The sequence below is a fragment of the Pseudomonas sp. DR208 genome (assembly GCF_019823005.1).
Lineage (GTDB): Bacteria > Pseudomonadota > Gammaproteobacteria > Pseudomonadales > Pseudomonadaceae > Aquipseudomonas > Aquipseudomonas extremorientalis.
Window position 1 is genome coordinate 3,705,909 of record NZ_CP081944.1, and the last position, 23,752, is coordinate 3,729,660.

The following is a 23,752-nucleotide window of genomic DNA, read 5'->3' on the forward strand; positions in this document are numbered from 1 at the left end:
CTGGGCTTAAGTTACGATCAGTAAGTTACTTTTGGTATATAAGCATGTCAAGCCCCGCATCCCCTGCCCCACGCCGTCGCCTGTCCCGTGAAGATCGCCTGCGCCAACTACTTGATGTGGCCTGGCAACTGGTGCGCGATGAAGGCACAGACGCCCTGACCCTTGGCCGCCTGGCGGAACTGGCGGGCGTCACCAAGCCGGTGGTCTACGACCATTTCGTCACCCGCGCCGGGTTGCTGACCGCGCTGTATGAAGATTTCGATGCGCGCCAGAACCAGGTGTTTGTCGACGCCATCGAGGCCAGCAGCGCTACGCTTGAGGACCGTGCCTGGGTGATCGCCGCGTCCTATGTGGACTGCGTGCTGTTGCAGGGTCGGGAAATTCCGGGGGTGATCGCCGCGCTCAGCAGCTCGCCGGAGCTGGAGACGCTCAAGCGCCAGTACGAGGCGATCTTTCTCAATAAATGCCGCGATGCGCTGTCGCCCTTCGGCCGGATTTCCCAGCCGGGTCTAAGGGCAATGCTGGGGGCTGCGGAAGCGTTGTCCCAGGCAGCGGCCAGTGGTGAGATCAGCCGTGAAGAGGCGCAACAGGAGTTGCTGGCGACCATCCTGGCGATGGTCAATCGTGGGCGCGTCTAGAAAGTTTTTGGTGACGATGCAACAACCGACACGGCGGCGGCAACTGACAGCTCACATTGCCACATGGTAGTGAGCGGGCTTGCCACAAAAAGGGTTCACTCAACGCCCGGCGACAAACAACTGCACCTTGCGCGCCAGTTGATCGAGGTGCCGGTCACGCTGCTTCTCCGCATCCACCATGGCGCGCTTGCCATGCTTTTGCAGCAGGTACGTATGAATCTGCCGCACCTCCAGCGAGCGGTAGATCGACGCCACATCCAGCACGCCCATCAGGCCATCGGTGCCGTAGTCCCGCGTGTTCATCAACACCTGGGTGCCGCGCGCACCACGCACTTGAAAGCCCATGCCCTCAAAGGCGGGCACCTTCTCCACCGAACAGGCCAATTCAGCATGGGGATAACGGCTCAACACGTCACGCATCATTGCGCGGGCCACACCCTGGCGCCGATAGCCGACCTGCACCGCCATGAACGCAACACCGCACGCCTCGGGATCATCCTTCACGGGCAGGTACAGGCAAAAGCCAATCAGCTTGTCCCCGTCCATCGCCACCACCAACTCGACCGCAATGCCTTTGGCACCGTTGAGCGCTTCGAGGTACAGGTGCACTTCAAAGCCGGTGGCATATTGGTAGATGTTGTACAGCAGGTTGCTCGGCGGCAGCGCTACGCTGCTGATGTCAGTGAGGTTATCCACCACCAATTGCAGGATCTGGCTGTTGATCGGCTCGGGGCACGGTGTGGTGTAGCGGGTAAGGCTGTACATGCAAATTCCTGGGGGTTCAGCGTCAAGGCAGCGCGGATTGTACCTGTTCGGCGCATACCTCACGCAAACACCCGCGCAACCAACGGTGGGCCAGGCCGGCACGTTGATGGGTGGTGTAGCGTTCGGGCACGCTGGCGATCGGCTCGGGCGGCGGCTGCGATCTGACACAAACATTGACAAGATAAAATCGTAACGACTATTGTCTGACAACCTGATCATCAAGGTTGTCCCATGCTTGAGCTTCAACGCCCCGATTCGCTGGTTGTGCGGGTTGTCAGCGCGATTCGCGCAGAAATCGATGCAGGCCAATTGCCGCCCGAGTCGCGCCTGCCCACCGAACAGCAACTGGCCGAACAACTCAACGTCAGCCGCTCCGTGGTGCGTGAAGCCATTGCCCAGCTCAAGGCCGACGGCGTGATCACCGCCCGCCGTGGCCTGGGCTCGTTCATTTCGCAAACGCCTGCCGGCACGGTGTTCCGCTTTCCCCAGCAGCATGGTCGGCGTGCCGACCTGGCGCAAATGTTCGAAGTGCGCCTGTGGATCGAAACCCAGGCCGCCGCCATTGCCGCCCAGCGCCGCGACGACGCCGACCTGCAACGCATGAAAAGCGCGTTGCAAGCCATGCAGGACAACCGCGACAACTTCGAAGCCGCCGCCCTGGCCGATGTGGAATTCCACCGCGCCATCGCCGACGCCAGCAAGAATGACTACTTCGTGGCATTCCATGATTTCCTCAGGAGCCAACTGGCCAGCGCACGCAAAACCGCCTGGGAAAACTCGGCATCGCGCTTTGCCACCGGCTCCGCCGATGCCACCGAGGAGCACCAGTCGCTGTACCAGGCGATTGCCGACGGCGACGCCCAGCGCGCCGCCGCCAGTGCCGAAGCCCACCTGCGCGCGGCCGCACGGCGCCTGCAATTGGAATTGCCCGCCACCCGCTGACCGAATACCGACCGTCTATAGCGTGTCCATGACACGCCATTTTTTTAACAAGACCATTAGTCTGACAACCTGATAAGCAGACCGAAATGTCCACGCTCAGAGACCCACGCAATGATCCATGACTTTTGCATTATCGGCGGCGGCATCGTCGGCCTCGCCACCGCGATGGAGCTGCTCCAGCGCCAGCCCGGCGCCTCGCTGGTGATCCTGGAAAAAGAGTCGGCGCTGGCCAGGCACCAGACCGGCCACAACAGCGGCGTCATTCACGCCGGCATCTACTACGCCCCCGGCAGTCTCAAGGCCGAGCTGTGCAAGCGCGGCGCCGAACAGACCAAGCAGTTCTGCACCGAACACGGCATCAGGTTCGAGGTGTGCGGCAAGCTGCTGGTGGCCTCCAGCCCCCTGGAGATGCAGCGGATGGAAGCGCTGCATGCCCGCGCCGAGCTCAACGGTATGCAGGTCGAGCGCCTGGACGCCGACCAATTGCGCCAACGCGAACCCAACATCGTCGGCCTGGGCGGACTGTTCCTGGACGCCACCGGCATCGTCGATTACCGCCAGGTGTGCGAAACCATGGCCCAGGTCATCCGCCGCCGCGGCGGTGAGATCTGCCTGGAACGCACGGTCACCGCGATCCACGAAGACACCGACAAAGTCAGCGTCAGCACCCATGGCGAAACCTGGCAGGCGCGGCACCTGGTGGTCTGCGCCGGGCTGCAGTCCGACCGTCTGGCGACCTTGGCCGGGATCAGGATCGACCACCAGATCATCCCGTTTCGCGGCGAATACTTTCGCCTGCCTGAATCGAAGAACCGCATCGTCAACCACTTGATCTACCCGATTCCGGACCCGGAGCTGCCGTTCCTCGGCGTGCACCTGACCCGCATGATCGACGGCAGCGTCACCGTCGGCCCCAACGCCGTGCTGGGCCTGGGCCGCGAGAACTACCGCAAGTTCTCGGTGAACTGGCGCGATGTGGCGCAGTACGCCAGCTTTCCCGGTTTCTGGAAGACCATCTGGCAGAACCTCGGCTCCGGCACCACCGAGATGAAGAATTCGCTGTTCAAGTCCGGCTACCTGGAGCAATGCCGCAAGTATTGCCCGTCGCTCGCCCTGGACGACTTGCTGCCCTGCGAGGCCGGTATCCGCGCCCAGGCGGTGATGCGCGATGGCAGCCTGGTGCACGATTTCCTGTTCGCCCAGACCCCTCGCATGCTCCACGTGTGCAACGCGCCCTCACCCGCCGCGACGTCGGCCATGCCCATCGGCGCAATGATCGCTGACCGCCTGTTTACCCCCGAGTAACACCCTGCACGACACGTCCATTTGACAATAACTATAAAGACCCGGAAGGAAGTACAGCATGACGGCATCCGCCTCGATTCCCACCACCGAATCGCCCGAACAAACCCGCAAGCGCCTGCGCAAAGTCGCCGCCGCCACCATCTTCGGCTCGATGCTGGAGTGGTACGACTTTTACCTGTACGCCACCATGGCGGCGATTGTGTTCTCGAAGATCTTCTTCGATAACGGCGACCCCAAGACCGCCACGCTGCTGGCGTTTTCCACCTTTGCCATCGGCTTTATCGCCCGCCCGTTCGGCGGCATCCTGTTCGGCTACCTGGGTGACAAGTTCGGTCGCAAGCAAGTGCTGGTGCTGACCTTCTGCCTGATGGGCGTGTGCACCACGCTGATCGGCCTGATCCCCAGCTACGCCTCCATCGGCATCTGGGCGCCGATCGTGCTGGTGTTTATCCGCATCATCCAGGGCCTGGGCGCCGGCGCCGAGTTGTCCGGCGCGGCAGTCACCTCCTACGAGCACGCCGCCCAGGGCAAACGTGGCAGCCAGGGTGCCTGGCCGGCATTGGGCCTTAACCTGGGCCTGTTGCTGTCATCGCTCACCGTGTACCTGCTGACCATCAACGGCAACGAGTTCCTGCTGGCCGGCGGGTGGCGCATTCCGTTTGTGTGCAGCATCGTGCTGGTGGGCGTCGGCCTGTGGGTGCGCAGCAGCATCCCGGAGACCCCGCAATTCAGTGAGCTGAGCAAAGCAGAGAACAAAGCCAAAGCCTCGCCGCTCAAGGCGCTGTTCAAGAACGACCTGAAAGGCCTGGCCGTGGTGTTCTTCGTGGCGATTGGCTACAACGCGCTGAGCTACATCTTCAAGACCTTTTCCCTGGCGTACCTGACCCAGTTCAAAGGCGTGGACGTACACGTCACATCGCTTTCGGTGACGATTGCCAGCCTGGTTGCCATCGTCGCCGTGCCCTGCTTCGGCTGGCTGTGCGACAAGTGGAGCAGTAAGGCCGTGCTGATGCTCGGCGGGGTGTGCTCGCTGCTGTTCGCCTACCCGTTCCTGGCCCTGCTCAACACCGGCGAAAGCCTGATGATCTACATTGCCATCGGGGTCGGCACCGGCATTCTTGCGCCGATGATGTTCGCCCCCCAAGGCTCGTTCCTGAGCCGTCAGTTCCCGACCCAGACGCGCTCCTCGGGCTTTGGCACCGGGCGTGAAATCGGCACGGCCATCGCGGGCGGCCTGGCACCGTTGGGCGCCCTGTCGATGGTGGCGGGCTCGGCTACCCACTCCACGGATGGCGTTGTCATCATCCTGGCCATTTCTGCGCTGTTAGTGGTGGTGTTTGCCTTGTGCGACCAGGGCCGTAAACACTCGGCATTCAAAAACTAAAGGAAAAAGTTCGGACTAACGGGTGCATGGATGCACCCGGATCGCGCATCATGGGCACTTTCAAGCTCAAGGGTAACGTCCATGCGCGTTCTGTCATTGATGATGGGTCTTACGACGCTGGCCGCCACTACGGTGTTCTGCGCCAGCGCGATGGCGAATGAAGAAAGTCAGTTGGTACAACAGATCAACCAATACCGCAGCCAGGTGCAACGCTGCGGCGACCAGGGTTCCCAGGAACTGCCACCGCTGGCCAGCGACACCCGGCTGGTGCTGCCGGCCACCAATGTGGGCGACTTGCAGCAAGCGCTGGCACGCGCCGCGTACCCGATGGTCAACGTGCAGGCCATCAGCCTGTCCGGACCCAAGGATGCCCAGGCGGCCATGAAGGCCGTGCGCGAGAGCTTCTGCCGCGTGGTGCTGGACCCGCAATTCGTCGATATCGGCGTGAGCAACAGCGGCCAGGACTGGCGCATCGTGCTCGCCCGCCCGCTGCTGACCAGTGGCCTGGGCGATTGGCAGACCGAAGGCAAGCAACTGCTCAACCTGATCAACGCCGCGCGATCGCAGCCACGGCAATGCGGCACCCAGGCGTTTACCGCCACCACGCCCTTGTCGTGGAATGACGACCTGGCCGGCGCCGCCAACAGCCACACGCGAAACATGGCCAACGGCAATTTCTTCGACCACCTCGACCACGACGGCCGTACCCCCGGCGACCGTGCGGAACTGGCCGGGTATATCGCGAAGAACATCGGCGAAAACATCGCCGCCGGCCTGGACACGCCACGCAAGGTGGTCGACGGCTGGCTCGCCAGCCCAGGCCATTGCGCCAACCTGATGAACCCGCAGTTCCGCGAGCTGGGCGCGGCCTATGCGATGGACCCTAAGAGTGACGCGGGGATTTATTGGACGGCAGTTTTCGGCGCGCAATAAGCCGGCTTGCAGATCGCCACGCACGCAGAGTGCATCAAGTTGCTATCACCGCGATAATGCCGCTGAACTGCCAGCGGGGTTTCCGGTCTGTTGCATGTCAGGCCCTCCCTTCAAGGCGTTACGCAGATCGCGGCAAACAAGGTGTTCTTGCAATGATGAATTGGCTGCAGAGTAGCAGCGACATGGCTGAGCGGGTTCGCCAGCATGATTGGGCGAGTACGCCCCTGGGTCCGCTGGAACAGTGGCCGGATGTGCTCAAGACCACGGCCGCACTGTGCTTCGCCTCAAGTTTCCCCCAGGCCATCATCTGGGGACCGCAGTTGATCACGCTCTACAACGATGCGTTTATTCCGATCCTGGGCGATAAACCTGCCGCATTGGGCCGCCCTTTCAGCGAAATCTGGCACGAAGTCTGGGACCAGATCAGCCCGATCGCCGACGCGGCATTCGAGGGGCACGCGACCTACATCGAGAATTTCCCCCTGGTCATTGAGCGTGGTGCGGGGCCGGAGCAGGCCTACTTCACGTTCTGCTACAGCCCGATCCGCGACCCCGATGGCAAGATCGTCGGCATGCTCGACACGGTCACCGAAACCACCACCACCGTATTTCTCACCCAGCGCCTGGCGGCCCTGGACACGATCGGCAATGCGGTCGCCACCGCCACCGATGCCGAACACATCATGGCCACCACCACGCGCCTGCTGGCGCAGCACATGCAGGTGTCCAACTGCGCGTATGCCGACATGGATGCCGACGAAGACGGCTTTACCATTCGCGGCAACTGGGCAGCGCCCGGCTCGCCGAGCATCGTGGGTCACTACAGCCTGGCCTCGTTCGGCGCAATGGCAGTGCAACGCCTGCGCGCCGGCGAACCTTTGGTGGTGCAAGACAATCGCATCGAGTTCGCCCCCGAAGACGCCGCCAGCTATCAGGCGCTGGGCGCGTTGGCCACTGTGTGTTTCCCATTGATCAAGCACGGCCGCCTCACCGCCTTGATGGCCGTGCATGACAAAAAGGCCCGGGTCTGGTCGCCCTATGACCTGGCGCTGGTAGGAGAAGTCACCGAGCGCTCCTGGGCCCATATCGAGCGCGTACGCGCCGACGCCGCCGTACGCGAAGGCCTGGCAGCCTTCACCGAGCTGAACGCCTCGCTGGAACAACGGGTACAGGAACGCACCGCGGCCCTCACCCAGGCCGAGGCCGCACTGCGCCAGTCACAGAAACTCGAAGCCATCGGCCAATTGACCGGCGGCGTGGCCCACGACTTCAACAACCTGCTGACCATCATTCGCTCCTCGGTGGACTTCCTGCGTCAGCCGGGGTTATCCGAAGAACGGCGCCAACGCTACATGGGCGCGGTGTCCGATACCGTAGAGCGGGCCAGCAAACTCACCAGTCAACTGCTCGCCTTCGCGCGCCGCCAACCGCTGAACCCGGAAGTCTTCGATGCGGGCCAACGGGTCAGGAACATCGGCGAGATGCTCGAAAGCGTCACCGGCGCACGCATCCACGTGCAAGTAGAACTGCCTGATGCCCCTTGCCATGTGCGCGTCGACTCCAGCCAGTTCGAAACCGCGCTGATCAATATCGCACTCAATGCCCGGGACGCCATGGACGGCCAGGGCACGCTGGTCCTGCGTGTTGCCACGGTGGATGCAATGCCGCGTATCCGCGGCGACGCAGCGGTGCACGAAGGGTTTGTGAGCGTTTCCCTGACCGACACCGGCAGCGGTATTGCGGGAGACACCTTCGAGCACATTTTCGAGCCATTTTTCACCACCAAGGCCGTGGGCAAAGGCACTGGCCTGGGGTTGTCCCAGGTGTTCGGGTTTGCCAAGCAGTCCGGCGGCAACGTCGATGTGTCCAGCCGCGTGGGCAAGGGCACGGTGTTTACCTTGTATCTGCCGGAAGTGGCCCCACCCGCGATGCCTCTCGCGCCGCGCCCAGAGGATCTTGCACCGGTCCACACTGCGACGCCGCGCCATATCCTCATCGTAGAGGACAACCTGGAAGTCGGTCGTTTCGCCAACCAGATCCTCCAGGACCTGGGCTACCGCACCACCTGGGCCACCGATGCCGAACAGGCGCTCGCCCTGGCCGGTGACGATGCCCTGGGGTTCGATGGGGTGTTCTCGGATGTGGTGATGCCCGGCATGACCGGTGTGGCCATGGCCAAGGTGCTGCGCCAGCGACGCCCGAACTTGCCGGTGGTGCTCACCTCCGGCTACAGCGAAGAACTGGCCGACAGTGGCTACGAAGGGTTCGAGTTCCTGGCCAAGCCCTACTCCGCAGACCAGGTGGCCCGGGCATTGGCCAAGGCGATGCCCTAGCCGAGACCCAAAGCCTTACTCTGCCACGGCCACTTGATTACGACCCAGGGCTTTCGCCCGGTACAGCGCCTTGTCGGCCGTATTCATCAGGCCGTGCAGGTCTTGATCCTGGGCATGGGTGGAGGCAACACCGAGGCTGGCGGTCAAGCCATGCACCGGCGCGGAAGACAGGCTGGAGATCGCCTTGATCAACTGCTCGGCGATAGCCCGTGCGGTTTCCAGCGAAGTGTTGGGCAGCAACACCGCGAACTCTTCACCCCCCAGGCGCCCGTACACATCGGCCTGGCGGAACGAAGCGCTGATCACTCCGCCAATCTGGCGCAACACCTGGTCACCGGCCTGGTGGCCGTAGGTGTCGTTGATTTCCTTGAAGTGGTCCATGTCCATCATCAGCGCACACAGCGGCTGACGATTGTGCCGGCATTGTTCATACAACACCTGGGCATGCTCGAAGAAGGCGCGGCGATTCATCAGGCCGGTGAGTTCATCGGTCTGGGCGGCGCGGGTGGAGATGTTGTGGGCACGTTCCATTTGCCGGGTCAGGCGAAAGGCCTTTTCCAAGGCATCGGACAGCTTGCGCGTGGCACTCACCACAAAGGTGGAAAACACCAATACCGCGATGGCCACGCCGATTTGCATCGGCGAAGGCTGGAACAGCAGCCAGAGGGTGCACGGGAACAAAACCAGGCCCATGGACCCCAGCGTCATATAGCGGTACGCCGAATAGCAAGACACTGCACTCACCGACATACCCACGGTAAACAGCATCACCAGGGCCTGGGACAGTCGGTCATCGGTGGGCATCACCGCCAGCGCGCCGAAGCCCCAGATGCCGGCCGACAGCATCAGCGTGATCCAGTAGCGGCGTTCCCAGCGATCCGGGGTGCGCTCGGCGTTGGGGCAGCGAAACCACTCCATGAACATCTTGAGCCGCAATAACGTCGAGGCCGCCAATGCCAGCAGCCAAACCAGGATGACTTGATGATCAAACCGGTCCCAGCACAGCCAGGAGAGCATTATGGCGCCCAAGTAGCTGCCGAAAATGGCGGAAAATGATTGCCGGAACAACTGGTGCAAACGATCGGTCCGCACCTGCTCTTCTATAACGCAATCCTGGTCCTGCCCACGCCCAAGGCCATTCATGAGATTCGCCTGATTCGACTGCCACGACAAAGGCGCCATTGTGGCACCCTGCCAGTAGCGTGGACAACAGAATCCAGCACGGTAGAGCCTTTAAAGCGGTTCCGGACGCAGAATCAGCACACCCAGGGGCGGCAAATTCAAAGACAGTGACACCGCTTGCCCATGACGGGGCTCTTCCTGGGTAAATACCTCGCCCCCGTTACCGTAATTGGAACCTGCGTACATATCGGCGTCACTGTTGATCACTTCGCTCCAGCGTCCAGCAAAAGGAACACCGACGGCATAACCCTCACGCGGCACCGGGGTGAAATTGGCCACCACCAGCACCGGCTTACCGTCCTTGCTCCAGCGCAGCCAGGCATAGACGCTGTTGATCGCGTCATCGCCGATCAGCCACTGGAAGCCCTGGGGCGCATCGTCCTGTTCATGCAACGCCGGCTCTTCGCGGTATAGACGGTTCAAGTCGCCCACCAGCTTTTGCACGCCTTTGTGTTCGGCATACTGCAGCAAGTACCAGTCCAATTGCTGATCGTGGTTCCACTCGCGCCATTGGCCGAACTCGCAGCCCATGAACAGCAGTTTCTTGCCAGGGTGCATCCACATGAACGCGAGGTAGGCACGCAGGTTGGCGAATTTCTGCCAGCGGTCTCCTGGCATCTTGTCGATCAGCGAGTGCTTGCCGTGTACCACCTCATCGTGGGAGATCGGCAGGATGAACCGCTCGGACCAGGCATACACCAGGCCGAAACTCAGTTCGTTGTGATGGTGGGCACGGTACACCGGGTCCTGCTGGATGTAATGCAGGGAGTCATGCATCCAGCCCATGTTCCATTTGTAGTTGAAGCCCAACCCGCCCTGCTGGGTCGGCTGGCTCACGCCCGGCCAGGCGGTGGACTCCTCGGCAATCACCAGCGCACCCGGCGCTTCCTGGGCCACCACGTCGTTCAGATGGCGCAGGAAGTCGATAGCTTCAAGGTTCTCGCGGCCGCCATGGCGGTTCGGCACCCATTCGCCGGCCTTGCGCGAATAGTCGCGGTAGAGCATGGACGCCACGGCATCCACGCGCAGCCCGTCGATGTGAAAATGCTTGAGCCAGTGCAGCGCCGAAGCCAGCATGAAGCCGTGCACCTCGGTGCGGCCCAGGTTGTAGATCAGCGTGTCCCAATCCTGGTGGAAGCCTTCCAGCGGGTTGGCATATTCGTACAGCGCAGTGCCGTCGAATTGCGCCAGGCCGTGGGTATCGGTGGGAAAATGCGCCGGCACCCAGTCAAGGATCACGCCGATATCGGCCTGGTGCAGCGCATCGACGAAGTAGGCGAAATCCTGAGGAGAGCCGAACCGCGCCGTCGGCGCAAATTGCGACAGCGCCTGGTAGCCCCAGGAGCCGCCGAACGGGTGCTCCATGATCGGCATCAGCTCGACGTGGGTGAAGCCCAATTGCTGCACGTAGGGAATCAGGCGCTCGGCCAGTTCACGCCAGTTATATTGGCGGGCCACTTCGCCGGCCTCGTCCAACTCGCACTGCCAGGAGCCGACGTGCAGCTCATAGATCGACAGGGGTGCCGTGGTCTTTTGCTTGTCGACCCGCGATTGCATCCAGGCGTGGTCCTGCCAGTCCACTTGCAACGGTTCGGCCACCTTGGAGGCTGTGTCGGGCGGCAACTGGGTGGCCAGCGCCACCGGATCGGCCTTGAGCGGCAGGATCCCATGGGCACCTAGAATCTCGTACTTGTAGGCCGCCCCCGGTTGCAGGCGAGGGATAAAGATCTCCCACACCCCGGAAGGATGGCGCAAGCGCATCGGATGGCGACGACCGTCCCAGATATTGAAGTCGCCCACCACCGACACCCGCCGCGCATTCGGCGCCCACACGGCAAAGCGCACGCCCGCCACGCCGTCGACGCTGGTCACCTGGGCGCCCAGGCAACTGCCGAGGTCGCGGTGATTGCCTTCGGCAAACAGGTAAAGGTCCATTTCACCCAGCAGCAGTTGCTGGAAGCTGTACGGGTCTTCGGTGATCTGTTCGCCACCGGCCCACTGGATTTTCAACAGGTACGGCTGACGGGTCTTGAACTGGCCGACAAACAGGCCCGGCACCTGGCTCGCGTCCAGGCTGCCCAGCTGCTCGCCGCCATCACGTGCCAGCACTTGCACACTCAAGGCCTCGGGCAGGAATGCGCGGATAAACTGGCCGCCGTGTTCATCATCGTGCGGCCCCAGCACCGAGAACGGGTCGTGGTGTTCGGCGCGGACCAGCGCTTCGACGTCCCTGGACGCCGGCAATGCAGTCAGTTTCGGTTGCAGCGGTTCTTTATGTGTAAAACTCATGACGTCTCCCCACCGCGTGTAGTGTTCGATATAGGTGCTTCCTTTATGGAAGCAATCCCGCTCAGTAAACCGTGCAACCCTTGCAGGGGCACCGGCAACCAGGTCGGGCGGTTTTCCGCTTCGTAGGCCACTTCGTACGCGGCCTTCTCCAGGCTGAACAACGTCAGCGCGGCGTCCTGGCCTCTGGCATCCTGCCAGTCATGCGCCAGTGTAGCCGTAGCCGCCTGATAAGCCCGGATAAAGGCCTGCCGTGCTTCCTTGAGGTATCGTTCCGTCACGCGTCTGCGCGCCTGGTCCGCCTCGGGCGAGTGATCCACCCCTTGAACATTCAGGGCCATCGCCGCCGCATAGTCGAATGAGCGCAATACGCCGCTCACATCTTTATAGGGGCTGTGCTTGCCACGTCGCTCATGCAATGGCCGCGCCGGCTCCCCTTCGAAGTCGATCAGGTAAGCATCGCCCTTCACCACCAGCACTTGACCCAGGTGCAAGTCACCATGCACGCGGATGCGCAACCCGCCCGCCGTGGCTTTCGCCAAAGCCTGCACATGGCTGACGATGGCTTTTTTCTGCGCCAGCAAATCACTGACCAGCGCTTGATCCGCCGGGTTCAACTGGCTTTGATGAAGTTTGAGCAAGTGCAGCGCACGCTCCAGTTGTGCGCCGACGTCCTTGGCCCAGGCCTGGGTGTCCTTGGCCGTGGTGATTTCGGGTTTGAAGGCCTTGTCGGTGGTTTTTGCGCCGAGCACCTGGTGCATTTCGCCCAGGCGCTGGCCGAGCAGCCCGGCAAAATCCGCCAGCTCGCCCAGGGCGTTGTAGTGTTGTTCCTGCTCGGAAATGGCCTCGGCCAGTTCGTCGCGGATCGCCCGCTCCAGGTTGTTCTGGGTCCAGCTCCAGGCATCGCCCTGGTTGCTCAGGTAGCCCTGGGCAATCATCAGCAGGTTGTCCTGGCCCTCGGCGTCGTGGCGCACCATCGACCCCAGCAGTGGCGAAATATTGGGGTAGCCCGCGGCCGTCAGATAGGCACTCATCTCCAGTTCCGGGTGCACGCCGGAGGCGACTTTGCGGATCAGCTTGAGCACCAGGCTCTCACCGACCACCACCGAGCTGTTCGATTGCTCGGCCGACAAGTAACGCACCTCGGACTGATCCGTCAGTTGCAACCTGGCCAAGTGCGGTGTGGCCGCAAAGCGCAGCTCACCGTCGCCAGTCTCGAGCACGGTGCCCGCTTGCAAGCCCTGGATCACCGCACGAATAAAGTGTTCAAGGCTGAAGGCATCGGTCACCAACCCGACCTGACGCACCCGACGTACGCGGGCCAGCGCCAATTGCTGGGGCAAGGCGCTGGTGAACTGGTCTTCACCGAGGAAACCGAACGGTAACTGGTAGCGGCTGACCTGGCCTGCGGCCGTCACTTCGACCTCGCTGAGCAACACCGGATGCTGCGGGTCGCCAAAACGCACACCGTAGGCAATGCGCACGCTGTCGATGGCCGTGTCCTTGCCAGCAAACCAGCGGCGCTTGGGCAACCACGCCGGCAGAGCGGTCTGTTCCAGGGACGCGCGGCAAGGTTCTTCAAGCAGTTCTTCCATGCGTTTTTTCAATACCAGTGTGGTGAAGTCGGGCATGCTCTGGGCCGGTTCCACATGCCAGCTGGGCATCTGGTTTTCCGGCGCCAGCACAAACCAATAGAAGCCGTAGGGCGCCAGGGTCAGCAGGAAATTCAACTGGCCGATGGGCGGGAAGGCATTACCGCCGAGCATTTCCACCGGCACCATGCCGGCAAACGCCGACAGGTCCAGCTCTGCCGCCTGGGCACTGCGCGACACGTTGGCCACGCACAGAATGATCTCGTTGCGCCCGTCCTCCCCGGTGAATTCGCGGGTATAGGCCAGGATCCGCCGGTTGCTCGGCGAGAGCATTTTCAGGCTGCCCCGGCCAAAGGCCTTGGACTGCTTGCGCACCGCCAACATGCGCCGGGTCCAGTTCAGCAGCGAATGCGGGTCCTGGGCCTGGGTCTCCACATTGACCGACTGATAGCCATATTGCGGGTCCATGATCGGCGGCAGTACCAGGCTGGCCGGGTCGGCGCGGGAGAAACCGCCGTTGCGGTCGATGGACCACTGCATCGGCGTGCGCACACCATCGCGGTCACCCAGGTAGATGTTATCGCCCATGCCGATTTCATCGCCGTAGTACAAGGTCGGCGTGCCCGGCATCGACAGCAACAGACTGTTGAGCAACTCGACACGGCGGCGATCGCGCTCCATCAACGGTGCCAGGCGCCGGCGAATCCCCAGGTTGATCCGCGCACGCCGGTCGGCGGCGTAGTAGTTCCACAGGTAGTCGCGCTCTTTGTCGGTGACCATTTCCAGGGTCAGCTCATCATGGTTGCGCAGGAAGATCGCCCACTGGCAATTGGCGGGGATTTCCGGAGTCTGGCGCAGGATATCGGTGATCGGGAAGCGATCTTCCTGGGCCAGGGCCATGTACATGCGCGGCATCAGCGGAAAATGGAAGGCCATGTGGCATTCGTCGCCGTCGTCGCCCTTTTTGTCACCGAAGTAGAGTTGCGTGTCTTCCGGCCACTGGTTGGCTTCGGCCAGCAGCATGCGGTCGGGGTAATGGGCGTCGATCTCGGCACGGATCTGCTTGAGCACGTCGTGAGTCTCAGGCAGGTTTTCGTTGTTGGTCCCATCGCGTTCGATCAAATAGGGGATCGCGTCCAGGCGCAGGCCGTCGATGCCCATGTCCAGCCAGTAACGCATCACCGACAGCACGGCTTTCATGACCTGCGGGTTGTCGAAGTTGAGGTCGGGCTGGTGCGAGTAGAAACGGTGCCAGAAGTACTGGCCGGCGACCGGGTCCCAGGTCCAGTTGGACTTCTCGGTGTCGAGGAAGATGATGCGCGTGCCGTCGTATTTCTGGTCGTCATCCGACCACACGTAGAAGTCCCGCGCCGCCGAACCGGGCTTGGCCTTGCGCGCACGCTGAAACCAGGGGTGTTGGTCGGAGGTGTGGTTGATCACCAGCTCGGTGATCACCCGCAGACCGCGCTTGTGCGCCTCGGCGATAAAGCGCTTGGCGTCGGCCATGGTGCCGTAGTCACTGTGTACGCCTCGGTATTCAGCGATGTCGTAGCCATCGTCGCGGCGTGGCGACGGGTAGAACGGCAGCAGCCAGATAGTGTTGACGCCGAGGTCGGCAATGTAATCGAGCTTGGCGATCAGGCCGGGAAAGTCGCCGATACCGTCATTGTTGGAGTCGAAATAGGATTTGACGTGAACCTGGTAGATCACCGCGTCCTTGTACCAGAGCGGGTCTTTGATGAAGGTGGCAGCGTTGGGTTTCTTCGCCATTGGAAGCTCCTGAAATACTTGAACCACTCGGTCAATGTGGGAGGGGCGGTGCGACGATTCGACCTGCACCCGATGAGGGTGTGTCAGTTGATGAAGCGGTGGCTGACACACTGCTATCGGGGGCAAGCCCCCTCCCACATTTGTCCCGCGCAGGGTTTAAGAGGTGGTGATACGCCAGATCCCGAACGGCATCTGCGGCTCCAGCCGTGTCCACTGGTGCTTGCCATACCAGGTCCAGCGATGGCCATTCATCAAGTCTTCGCCCTGGGTCTGGGCATCGTCCGGCAACCCCAACTCCCACAGCGGCAACTCGAAATTGGCTTCCTGGGCGTTGTAAGGGTCGAGGTTGACCGCCACCAGAATGAAGTTGCTGCCATCCTCGCTGCGCTTGCCGAAATACAGGATGTTGTCGTTCCAGGCGTTGTAGAGTTTCAGCCCCAAATGCGTTTGCAGTGCCGGGTTCTGCCGACGAATGCGGTTGAGCTGGGCGATCTCGGCGATGATGTTACCGGGGGCGGTGAAATCCCGTGGGCGGATTTCGTATTTCTCCGAATCCAGGTATTCCTCTTTGCCGGGCACCGGGGCCGCTTCACACAACTCGAAACCCGAATACATGCCCCACAGCCCCGAGCCCATGGTTGCCAGCGCGGCGCGGATCAAAAAGCCCGGGCGTCCTGACTCATGCAGGAAGCCAGGGTTGATGTCCGGCGTGTTGACGAAGAAATTCGGCCGGTAGCACTCACGCCATGGCGACTCATTCAACTGCGTCAGGTATTCGCTCAATTCGGCCTTGGTATTGCGCCAGGTGAAGTAGGTGTAGCTCTGGGAGTAGCCGACCTTGCCCAGGCGCGCCATCATCGCCGGCGTGGTGAACGCCTCGGCGAGGAAGATCACCTCCGGGTACTTGGACCGTACGTCGCTGATCAACCATTGCCAGAACGGCAGCGGCTTGGTGTGGGGGTTGTCGACGCGAAAAGTCTTCACACCCTCTTCCACCCAGCCCACCACGATATCGCGCAGCTCGGTCCACAGGCCTGGGATGGCATCCGCCGCATAGAAGTCGACGTTGACGATGTCCTGATACTTCTTCGGCGGGTTTTCCGCGTACTTGATCGTGCCGTCCGGGCGCCAGTTGAACCAGCCCGGATGCTCTTTGAGCCATGGGTGGTCCTGGGAACACTGGATGGCGAAGTCCAGGGCGATTTCCAGGCCATGTTCGGCGGCGGCCTGGACCAGGCGGCGGAAGTCGTCGCGGCTGCCCAGTTGCGGGTGGATGGCTTCGTGGCCGCCCTCTTCGCTGCCGATTGCATACGGGCTGCCCGGATCATCGGGACCGGCGGTCAGCGAGTTGTTCTTGCCTTTGCGGTGGCTGCGCCCGATGGGGTGGATAGGCGGGAAATACAGCACGTCGAAGCCCATGTCATGGATCATCGACAGGCGCGAATGCACGTCATTGAACGTGCCGTGCCGTGCGGGATCGTCAGTGATCGAGCGCGGGAACAGCTCGTACCAACTGGCGAACAGTGCTGCCTCACGCTCCACATCGATCGGGTACACCGTGCTGATGCTCAGGTAGGCACGGTGGTCTGCCTGGGTCATCAAATGTGCACTGTCTTCGTGCAGGAACTGCGCAACCTGCTCGGTTTCCAGCAGGCCGGAGAGTTCGTGGTGCAGCAGCATGAGGCGGTCGCGAAGTTCGTTGTCACTGCGTTCGGCGGCCTGCAGCACCAGGCTGCGGCCTTCCTGCAACTCCAGGCTGACCGGCACGCCGGCCTCATGCTTCTTGCGCAGCTCGTAACAGAAGCTGGCGAAGGTATCGATCCAGGCTTCGATGCAGTATTCGTGGGGGCCTTGCTGGGTCACGGTAAACGCGCCTTCCCAGCCGTTGTTGCCCACGTCGGTCATGACCACGCTGTGCCAGCTTTCGTCCTGCAGCGGGCGCCAGCGGATCAGCACGGCGAGCTTTTCATGGCCGTCGGCAAACACCTTGCTGGTGACGTTGACCCGTTGGCCGACCACGGCCTTGACGGCAAATTCGCCGCCGTCGATCACGGGGGTGGTGCTTTCGATCGCGATCCGGGGCAGCAACAGCGCCTGGGACAGCGGCAATATGGAGGTGTCTGGAACCTGTGTTTCAGCAGTCATCGAGCATCTTCCCCTTACGCCCTGTGGACGCTCTTTGCTTGATCCGAAATTGCGATACGGCTGAGCTCTCCCTGAGCAGCGCCGTATAGGTCCGAGCCTGCACGCCGGTTAAAAGTTCAGGTGGATGTGCTGCCATTGGGCGGGGAATCAATTCGACCTGGCAGCTGTCCACCGATAGAGCAAAGCACAAAGGAGGCCACACCGATGAATATCCCGATCCCGGCTGAAACCCCGGACCCGAATATCGACAACCCCACCCTGCCACCCACCGAACCGGAACCGATTCCGGAAAAGGAACCGCCGGAGCATCAGCCACCGCCCGTCGAGGAACCCCCCACGACAATGCCGCCGGTCATTGCCGGCGTTTTTTCGACCATTTGAGGATTGCTATATGACCGATACAGAAGCTAAGCCTATCTGATGGATTGGCTGCTTCTTTCTCGCTGCCTTTGGCGATTCTTCCCACTCTCAACCAAGATAATGCGCACCCCCTGTGATTTTTGACATGTTCAAACTCCCAAGCATCACGGCCGTAGGAATACGAGACCAATCCCTATCGTCGAGCAACATCTTCAGCAGGAGAAATCATGTCTATAAGCAACGCAGGCTCACAGGGCAGCTCAATCTACCAGAGGATTGAGCAATTCAAACACCGAGATGATCGTGGCGGGGATATTCAGCACAACGGCATGCAGTCCAAATCAACCGATGACGCGGTCAAACGGCTCTGGCGTAACAGCCCAGGTTGGTCAGACAAGAATGGTGACGGCCGCTATGACTTGACCTACGAATTTCGGGCCCCGCCGGAAAAGCCGGAAAACAAGAACACTCGACAATTCGGCAAGACCGGGTTTACACCTATCCTCGAGCATCAGCGAAACCAGACCCGGCGAAGCCTGCAATCCATTGAAGATGTTGCAAATGTCACGTTTACCGAGGGGTCCAAGACAGCTGACAGTGAAGGCCATATCAAGATCGGGAATTATGGTCAAATGATCGATACCAAAGGCCACCCTTACAAGGGCTTCCCCCACTCTTCATTGCCCACCAAAAACCAGGCGGACATTGAAGTATGGTTTGTAGACACCAAGACCGAAAAATCTGTGCCTCTAGCAGCGCCAGGTAACGCGGGTCGCCACACCATTACTCATGAAATCGGTCACGCCATGGGGCTTAGTCACCCTGGCGGTTACAATGGTGACGGCAAAAACAAGCTCGACAAATCAAATGTATCTCATCACGAAGACTCTCAGAGCCATTCCGGCATGAGTTACCGAGGTGAGCGCACCGGATATAGCAACCATGGGGGTTTCCGTTCGTCAGCCCCGCAACTTGACGATATTGCTGCCTACCAAGAGAAATACGGTCCCAATTTCGAAACCCGCAAGGGCGATACTACCTACGGTTTCAATTCGAACACAGATCGAGACTTCCTGACTGTCAAAACCCCTGAAGACAAAATCGTGGCGGCCATTTGGGACGGAGGGGGCAACGACACATTGGATTTTTCCAGCTACGAGCAAAATCAGCAAATAAGCTTGAGGGAACAGACCTTTTCTGATGTCGGCGGCCTCAAGGGCAATGTCGGTATAGCCAAGGGCGCGGTCATCGAAAACGCCAAAGGCGGCAAGGGCAATGATTTGATCGTGGGTAACGACGCCAATAACACCCTGGAAGGCGGTGACGGTGACGACGTTATTCATGGCGGCAGAGGCTGGGACAAGCTGTGGGGCGGGAAAGGCGCGGATACCTTTGTCTACGGCAGTCCGACTGATTCGAGCATGTTCAACGGCGTCGATACCATCATGGATTTCGAAAGCGGCAAGGACAAGATTGATGTGTCGGGTATACGCACAGTAACCGGCGGCAAGCCGGTACGCTTGAACGAGTCCGTCCTCGAGCAGGGGATGGGACACGGGCTGATAGCTGGCGAAGGCGCCATTTACTATGACCCAAAAGAAAACGTCAGCACGCTGATGATAAATTACGGGGCAGGACACGCGACCTTTGAAGTGGAAGTACGAGGCCAACTACAACCAAGCGATGTGGTGCTATGAGGCTGGCCGCCCAGCATAGGCCTACTTCTCCAACATACGCACAAGCCTGGGCATCACGCTGAACACCGCCAAGGCCAGCAATGTACTGAGTACCGCTGTCGATTCCCGGCCCAACCCGGCCGAGACCCCAATCGCAGCGGTCATCCACAGGCCGGCGGCGGTGGTCAGGCCTTTGACATGCCCTTCTTCATCGTCCTTGCCTTTGATGATGGTGCCCGCGCCCAGGAAACCGATCCCGGCAATTACCCCCTGGACCACCCGGCTCATTGCATCCGCCTGATTGCCGGACATCTGCGGCACCATTACAAATAACGCGGCCCCCATTGCTACCAGCATGTGGGTGCGCACCCCGGCGGCCTTGCCCTTGCTCTCGCGTTCGAAACCGAGGATGCCACCCAGCACAGCGGCAATCAGCAGGCGCACGGTGATCTGGGTGAGTTGCCTGGCGTCGCCGATATCAGCGAATTCAGCCTGCAGGGTTTGCCACACTTCATGCCACCAGGCGTCCATGGATGCCGTCCTTTGTCGTTATGGGTAAAGGATGGACAGCGGCGACCGCCAGTCAGTTGCCTGGAACCCCTGTACATCGCAGGTCCCTAACTCTGCATAGCCTAAGAGAAAGGAGATCGGCATGCCCCTACGTATCGAAAACCATCTGTGTTACTTCACCCTCGACGACAACGGCCAGGAACAGAGCTTGCCTGCGACGCGGGTCACTGTCCTGACCGACACCGAAAAGTCCATGTCCTACGTGGAATTGGCGGCCGAGCGGATCTATATCACTGAAGCCGAGGCCGACGCGCTGACGGTCGCCGGAGCCCACGATGGACGCCAGCATGTGAAGGCCGAAGAACCTGGTTCGCTGATTTGATTGATCTGTATCAATACACCCGTTATGGCGCTGCACCCTAGGCGATACGGGGTGCAGCTCATTGTCGCAGCACACCCAACGCAACCCATCTGATCCGCTTTTTATCACGCTACCTGAGTCTGTTATGCAAACAGCCCCCCGCGCATAGTTCATCGGCCTGATGGAGGCTGATGAGCGAACGACATGAGCGAAAGAATCCCCACCGTGGACACCTTTGAGCCCATACACCCGAAGAAGGTGAAGGCCAAATCCAGCGACAATCTGATTCATACCCGCAGTTTCACCGGCCTGTTCCGCACCTTGCGCGTAGGCGGTGCAGGCTTTCTGTTCCTGGCGTTTTTCGGCACCGTGTGGCTGAACTGGGGTGGTCGGCAGGCCGTGTTGTGGGACCTGGCTGAAAGCAAATTCCACATCTTCGGGGCGACCTTCTGGCCCCAGGACTTCATCCTGCTGTCCGCCTTGCTGATCATCTGCGCCTTCGGCCTGTTTGCGATCACCGTGTTCGCTGGCCGTGTGTGGTGCGGCTACACCTGCCCGCAGAGTTCATTCACTTGGCTGTTCATGTGGTGTGAAAAGGTCACCGAAGGTGAACGCAACCAGCGCATCAAGCTGCACGCCGCGCCCTGGAGCCTGAACAAACTGGCGCGGCGCTCGGCCAAGCACGCCTTGTGGCTGGGCATCAGTGTGCTGACCGGGCTGACCTTTGTCGGCTATTTCACGCCAATCCGCCCGCTGGCCAGCGAACTGCTGACCTGGCAGATGGGCGGCGTCAGCCTGTTCTGGGTGCTGTTCTTTACCGGCGCCACTTACGTCAACGCCGGCTGGTTGCGCGAAGCGGTGTGCATGCACATGTGCCCCTATGCGCGGTTCCAGAGCGTGATGTTCGACAAGGACACCCTGACCATTTCCTACGACGTGGGTCGCGGCGAACACCGTGGCCCGCGCAAACGTGAAGTGAAACCCGCCGACGTCGGCCTGGGCGATTGCATCGACTGCCAACTGTGCGTGCAGGTTTGCCCTACCGGTATCGACATCCGCGATGGCTTGCAAATGGAGTGCATCGGTTGTGCAGCGTGCATCGACGCCTGCGATTCGATCATGGACAAGATGGGTTACGCGCGCGGCCTGGTGAGCTATACCAGCGAACATCAACTGCAAGGCGGCAAGACCCACCTGCTGCGCCCGCGCCTGATCGGCTACAGTACGGTGCTGCTGGTGATGATCGCAGCCCTGGTGGTGGCCTTGGTGGAACGGCCCATGGTGTCGCTGGACGTGACCAAGGACCGTGGCATGTTCCGCGAGAACGCCCAGGGCCAGATTGAAAACATCTACAGCCTCAAGGTGATCAACAAGACCCAGCAGCGCCAGGACTACCGCCTGGAACTGGTGGACGCCGAGGGCTTCCAGTTGCAGGGCAAGACCGAAATCAGCCTGGCACCGGGGGAAATCAGCGATGTGCCGGTGTCGGTGGCATTGCTGGCGGACAAACCGGCGAGCAGCTCGCAGACCTTGCGCTTCAAGGTCTCGGATGTGGATGAGCCGTGGATCCATAGCGCTGCCGACAGCCGCTTTGTGGCGCCGCTGAACCGCTGAAAGATACCTATAAAAAGCTAATTGGGCCCCCATGAAACGCTACGAAAAATTCGCCGATGATATTGCAGAACTGATCCGCTCCGGCGTGCTCGGCCCCGGCCAGCGGGTGCCTTCGGTGCGCTACGCCAGCCAGACGTACGGCGTCAGCCCGTCGACAGTGTTCCAGGCCTACTACCTGCTGGAACGCCGTGGCCTGATCCGGGCACGGCCGCGTTCCGGCTACTTCGTCAACACCCACGCACCCAGCCCGTTTTCCGAGCCGGTGGTGAGCGAGCAGGTGCATGAGTCCACCGAAGTGGATGTGAGCGAACTGGTGTTCTCGGTGCTTGACTCGATCAAGGACCCCAACACCGTGCCCTTCGGCTCGGCGTTCCCCAGCCCGATGCTGTTCCCGTTGCCGCGCCTGGCCCGGTCCCTGGCCAGCGCCAGCCGGGAAATGGACCCGCGCCTGGTGGTCACCGACATGTCGCCGGGCAACCCGCAACTGCGTCGGCAAATCGCCCTGCGCTACATGGTCGGCGGCCTGATGCTGCCCATGGAAGAGCTGTTGATTACCAATGGAGCCCTGGAAGCCCTCAACCTGTGCCTGCAAGCCGTCACCGAACCGGGTGACCTGGTGGCTATCGAAGCGCCTGCATTCTATGCGTGCCTGCAGGTGCTGGAGCGCTTGAAACTCAAGGCGGTGGAGATCCCCGTGCACCCGCGCGACGGCATCGACCTCAACGCCCTGGCGCAATCCCTGCAGCGCTATCCGATCAAGGCCTGCTGGACCATGACCAGTTTCCAGAACCCCATGGGCGCGACTTTGCCCGAGTCGAAAAAGCAGGCACTGGTAGAACTGCTACGCGAGCATCAGGTGCCACTGATCGAAGACGATGTGTATGCCGAATTGTATTACGGCCAGCAGGCACCCAAGCCGGCCAAGGCCTTCGACACCGAAGGTTTGGTGATGCATTGCGGCTCCTTCGCCAAAAGCCTGGCCCCCGGCTATCGCGTGGGCTGGGTCGCGGCCGGGCGTTTTGCGCAGAAGGTCGAACGCTTGAAACTGATGACGTCGCTGTGCCCCTCAATGCCGGCCCAGGCCGCAATTGCCGATTACCTGCAGCACGGCGGCTACGACCGGCACCTGCGCAAACTGCGCTATGCCCTGGAGGAACAGCAAAGCGCCATGCTGGCCGCCATCGCGCGCTACTTTCCGGCACAGACGCGGGTCAGCCAACCGGCCGGCGGGTACTTCCTGTGGCTGGAACTGCCGGAGCAGACCGACTCGTTGAAGCTGTTCCAGATGGCCCTTGCGCAGGGCATCAGCATTGCGCCAGGGCCGATCTTCTCGGCGACCCAGCGCTTTCGCAATTGCATTCGCCTGAACTACGGCAGCCCGTGGACGGAGGCGTCGGAAAAGGCGATGGAGACACTGGGGCGGATTGTGCGGTCGTTTTAGTCATGAGCAAGTCATTGGAACCGAACCCGGCATGACACCACCCAGTGACGTCTCCCGATACCGAGCTTCTCATGCCTATCAACAATCACCCTGCAAGGGCCATACACCTCCCGGAACAGAACTGGCTCAAAGCTCCCAGCCACCCTGAAGGTCGATCAGCCGGCGACCAACGCAGCGCCAAACAACTCATCAACGCCAATCCGGCGGTCAAACATCTGTTACGGCGCCGGGACAGCTACCCCACTACCGACCAGCTCAAACGTCAACTGGGTGACTGGACCCGCGCCAATCCCAGCGCCCGTTCGCGCGCGGATGCAGCCTACAACCTGGCTCGGGTGGTCAACTTCCTGGATAACGTGAATGACCGCACAGTGGGCAACAGCGAACCCCGCGATGGCAAAATCAACGGTTTTCACAATGCGGGCTATTCCACCCGCAAGAACTCGGAGGCACGCGTGCTGGTGGCCTTTGCGCAAAAGGGCTATGAGGTGCTAGGAAACCTGGGCGCGTGAATG

18 protein-coding genes and 1 pseudogene are annotated in these 23,752 nt (G+C 61.2%); 12 read left to right on the forward strand and 7 right to left on the reverse strand.

Annotation, left to right across the window (positions count from 1 at the left end; genetic code table 11):
- Positions 1–44: 44 nt before the first annotated feature.
- Entirely contained in the window at positions 45–638 is a 594-nt protein-coding gene (locus K5K89_RS16925; RefSeq protein ID WP_222539854.1) for a TetR/AcrR family transcriptional regulator, read from the forward strand.
- A 99-nt stretch (positions 639–737) separates the two neighbouring features.
- On the opposite strand, the gene K5K89_RS16930 is transcribed toward K5K89_RS16925, so the two are convergent.
- Positions 738–1,403: a GNAT family N-acetyltransferase gene (locus tag K5K89_RS16930; RefSeq protein WP_071490574.1), complete on the reverse strand. Its 666-nt coding sequence runs from the start codon at positions 1,401–1,403 to the stop codon at positions 738–740.
- A gap of 22 nt (positions 1,404–1,425) precedes the next feature.
- A pseudogene (locus K5K89_RS28810) lies at positions 1,426–1,542 on the reverse strand (LysR family transcriptional regulator); the annotation flags it as partial.
- Positions 1,543–1,634: 92 nt separating this feature from the next.
- Between K5K89_RS28810 and K5K89_RS16935 the strand changes: the two are divergent.
- The 5 genes from K5K89_RS16935 to K5K89_RS16955 all read left to right on the forward strand — a co-directional run bounded on the left by K5K89_RS16935 (position 1,635) and on the right by K5K89_RS16955 (position 8,300).
- A complete protein-coding gene (locus tag K5K89_RS16935) occupies positions 1,635–2,345 on the forward strand; it encodes a FadR/GntR family transcriptional regulator (RefSeq protein WP_071490575.1) in 711 nt (236 codons plus the stop codon).
- Positions 2,346–2,456: 111 nt separating this feature from the next.
- On the forward strand, positions 2,457–3,650 hold the full coding sequence (gene lhgO / locus K5K89_RS16940; protein WP_222539855.1) for an L-2-hydroxyglutarate oxidase: 1,194 nt from the start codon (positions 2,457–2,459) through the stop codon (positions 3,648–3,650).
- Positions 3,651–3,708: 58 nt separating this feature from the next.
- Entirely contained in the window at positions 3,709–5,034 is a 1,326-nt protein-coding gene (locus tag K5K89_RS16945; protein WP_222539856.1) for an MFS transporter, read from the forward strand.
- A gap of 81 nt (positions 5,035–5,115) precedes the next feature.
- Positions 5,116–5,967 (forward strand): CAP domain-containing protein, encoded by an 852-nt coding sequence (locus K5K89_RS16950; protein ID WP_071490578.1) that lies wholly within the window; start codon positions 5,116–5,118, stop codon positions 5,965–5,967.
- 152 nt (positions 5,968–6,119) lie between these two features.
- Positions 6,120–8,300, forward strand: a complete 2,181-nt coding sequence (locus tag K5K89_RS16955) for a GAF domain-containing protein (RefSeq protein ID WP_222539857.1) — start codon at positions 6,120–6,122, stop codon at positions 8,298–8,300.
- Between the two features lie 15 nt (positions 8,301–8,315).
- Here K5K89_RS16955 and K5K89_RS16960 read toward each other — a convergent pair whose 3' ends face one another.
- The 4 genes from K5K89_RS16960 to K5K89_RS16975 form a co-directional block, all read right to left on the reverse strand.
- Positions 8,316–9,482, reverse strand: a complete 1,167-nt coding sequence (locus K5K89_RS16960; protein WP_071490580.1) for a GGDEF domain-containing protein — start codon at positions 9,480–9,482, stop codon at positions 8,316–8,318.
- A gap of 51 nt (positions 9,483–9,533) precedes the next feature.
- Positions 9,534–11,771, reverse strand: coding sequence for a 1,4-alpha-glucan branching protein GlgB (glgB, locus tag K5K89_RS16965; protein ID WP_071490581.1), 2,238 nt, complete (start codon positions 11,769–11,771; stop codon positions 9,534–9,536).
- Positions 11,768–15,130, reverse strand: coding sequence for a maltose alpha-D-glucosyltransferase (gene treS / locus K5K89_RS16970; protein ID WP_222539858.1), 3,363 nt, complete (start codon positions 15,128–15,130; stop codon positions 11,768–11,770). The genes glgB and treS overlap by 4 nt, the downstream gene beginning before the upstream one ends.
- A 156-nt stretch (positions 15,131–15,286) precedes the next feature.
- Positions 15,287–17,275 carry an alpha-1,4-glucan--maltose-1-phosphate maltosyltransferase gene (locus K5K89_RS16975; RefSeq protein WP_222539859.1) on the reverse strand — a complete coding sequence of 663 codons (1,989 nt, stop codon included), beginning with the start codon at positions 17,273–17,275 and terminating at the stop codon, positions 15,287–15,289.
- A gap of 204 nt (positions 17,276–17,479) precedes the next feature.
- Here K5K89_RS16975 and K5K89_RS16980 point away from each other — a divergent pair, with 204 nt between their 5' ends.
- Both K5K89_RS16980 and K5K89_RS16985 read left to right on the forward strand, forming a co-directional pair.
- Entirely contained in the window at positions 17,480–17,656 is a 177-nt protein-coding gene (locus tag K5K89_RS16980) for a hypothetical protein (RefSeq protein ID WP_165447927.1), read from the forward strand.
- A 206-nt stretch (positions 17,657–17,862) separates the two neighbouring features.
- Positions 17,863–19,332 carry a M10 family metallopeptidase C-terminal domain-containing protein gene (locus K5K89_RS16985; RefSeq protein ID WP_222539860.1) on the forward strand — a complete coding sequence of 490 codons (1,470 nt, stop codon included), beginning with the start codon at positions 17,863–17,865 and terminating at the stop codon, positions 19,330–19,332.
- Between the two features lie 21 nt (positions 19,333–19,353).
- On the opposite strand, the gene K5K89_RS16990 is transcribed toward K5K89_RS16985, so the two are convergent.
- The gene (locus K5K89_RS16990) at positions 19,354–19,842 is read right to left on the reverse strand and encodes an MgtC/SapB family protein (RefSeq protein WP_071490585.1); all 489 of its coding nucleotides are present in this window, start codon (positions 19,840–19,842) and stop codon (positions 19,354–19,356) included.
- Positions 19,843–19,963: 121 nt separating this feature from the next.
- Here K5K89_RS16990 and K5K89_RS16995 point away from each other — a divergent pair, with 121 nt between their 5' ends.
- The 4 genes from K5K89_RS16995 to K5K89_RS17010 all read left to right on the forward strand — a co-directional run bounded on the left by K5K89_RS16995 (position 19,964) and on the right by K5K89_RS17010 (position 23,749).
- A complete protein-coding gene (locus tag K5K89_RS16995) occupies positions 19,964–20,203 on the forward strand; it encodes a DUF3203 family protein (protein WP_071490586.1) in 240 nt (79 codons plus the stop codon).
- Positions 20,204–20,386: 183 nt separating this feature from the next.
- The gene (gene ccoG / locus K5K89_RS17000; protein WP_071490587.1) at positions 20,387–21,796 is read left to right on the forward strand and encodes a cytochrome c oxidase accessory protein CcoG; all 1,410 of its coding nucleotides are present in this window, start codon (positions 20,387–20,389) and stop codon (positions 21,794–21,796) included.
- A gap of 31 nt (positions 21,797–21,827) precedes the next feature.
- Positions 21,828–23,237 carry a GntR family transcriptional regulator MpaR gene (gene mapR / locus K5K89_RS17005; RefSeq protein WP_071490588.1) on the forward strand — a complete coding sequence of 470 codons (1,410 nt, stop codon included), beginning with the start codon at positions 21,828–21,830 and terminating at the stop codon, positions 23,235–23,237.
- Between the two features lie 71 nt (positions 23,238–23,308).
- Positions 23,309–23,749: a hypothetical protein gene (locus K5K89_RS17010; protein WP_071490589.1), complete on the forward strand. Its 441-nt coding sequence runs from the start codon at positions 23,309–23,311 to the stop codon at positions 23,747–23,749.
- The last annotated feature ends 3 nt before the right edge of the window (positions 23,750–23,752 follow it).

Coding starts and splice junctions, on each gene's coding strand:
- K5K89_RS16925 (WP_222539854.1), top strand. CDS start 45: ATGTCAAGCCCCGCATCCCCTGCCCCACGCCGTCGCCTGTCCCGTGAA.
- K5K89_RS16930 (WP_071490574.1), bottom strand. CDS start 1,403: ATGTACAGCCTTACCCGCTACACCACACCGTGCCCCGAGCCGATCAAC.
- K5K89_RS16935 (WP_071490575.1), top strand. CDS start 1,635: ATGCTTGAGCTTCAACGCCCCGATTCGCTGGTTGTGCGGGTTGTCAGC.
- lhgO (WP_222539855.1), top strand. CDS start 2,457: ATGATCCATGACTTTTGCATTATCGGCGGCGGCATCGTCGGCCTCGCC.
- K5K89_RS16945 (WP_222539856.1), top strand. CDS start 3,709: ATGACGGCATCCGCCTCGATTCCCACCACCGAATCGCCCGAACAAACC.
- K5K89_RS16950 (WP_071490578.1), top strand. CDS start 5,116: ATGCGCGTTCTGTCATTGATGATGGGTCTTACGACGCTGGCCGCCACT.
- K5K89_RS16955 (WP_222539857.1), top strand. CDS start 6,120: ATGATGAATTGGCTGCAGAGTAGCAGCGACATGGCTGAGCGGGTTCGC.
- K5K89_RS16960 (WP_071490580.1), bottom strand. CDS start 9,482: ATGGCGCCTTTGTCGTGGCAGTCGAATCAGGCGAATCTCATGAATGGC.
- glgB (WP_071490581.1), bottom strand. CDS start 11,771: ATGAGTTTTACACATAAAGAACCGCTGCAACCGAAACTGACTGCATTG.
- treS (WP_222539858.1), bottom strand. CDS start 15,130: ATGGCGAAGAAACCCAACGCTGCCACCTTCATCAAAGACCCGCTCTGG.
- K5K89_RS16975 (WP_222539859.1), bottom strand. CDS start 17,275: ATGACTGCTGAAACACAGGTTCCAGACACCTCCATATTGCCGCTGTCC.
- K5K89_RS16980 (WP_165447927.1), top strand. CDS start 17,480: ATGAATATCCCGATCCCGGCTGAAACCCCGGACCCGAATATCGACAAC.
- K5K89_RS16985 (WP_222539860.1), top strand. CDS start 17,863: ATGTCTATAAGCAACGCAGGCTCACAGGGCAGCTCAATCTACCAGAGG.
- K5K89_RS16990 (WP_071490585.1), bottom strand. CDS start 19,842: ATGGACGCCTGGTGGCATGAAGTGTGGCAAACCCTGCAGGCTGAATTC.
- K5K89_RS16995 (WP_071490586.1), top strand. CDS start 19,964: ATGCCCCTACGTATCGAAAACCATCTGTGTTACTTCACCCTCGACGAC.
- ccoG (WP_071490587.1), top strand. CDS start 20,387: ATGAGCGAAAGAATCCCCACCGTGGACACCTTTGAGCCCATACACCCG.
- mapR (WP_071490588.1), top strand. CDS start 21,828: ATGAAACGCTACGAAAAATTCGCCGATGATATTGCAGAACTGATCCGC.
- K5K89_RS17010 (WP_071490589.1), top strand. CDS start 23,309: ATGCCTATCAACAATCACCCTGCAAGGGCCATACACCTCCCGGAACAG.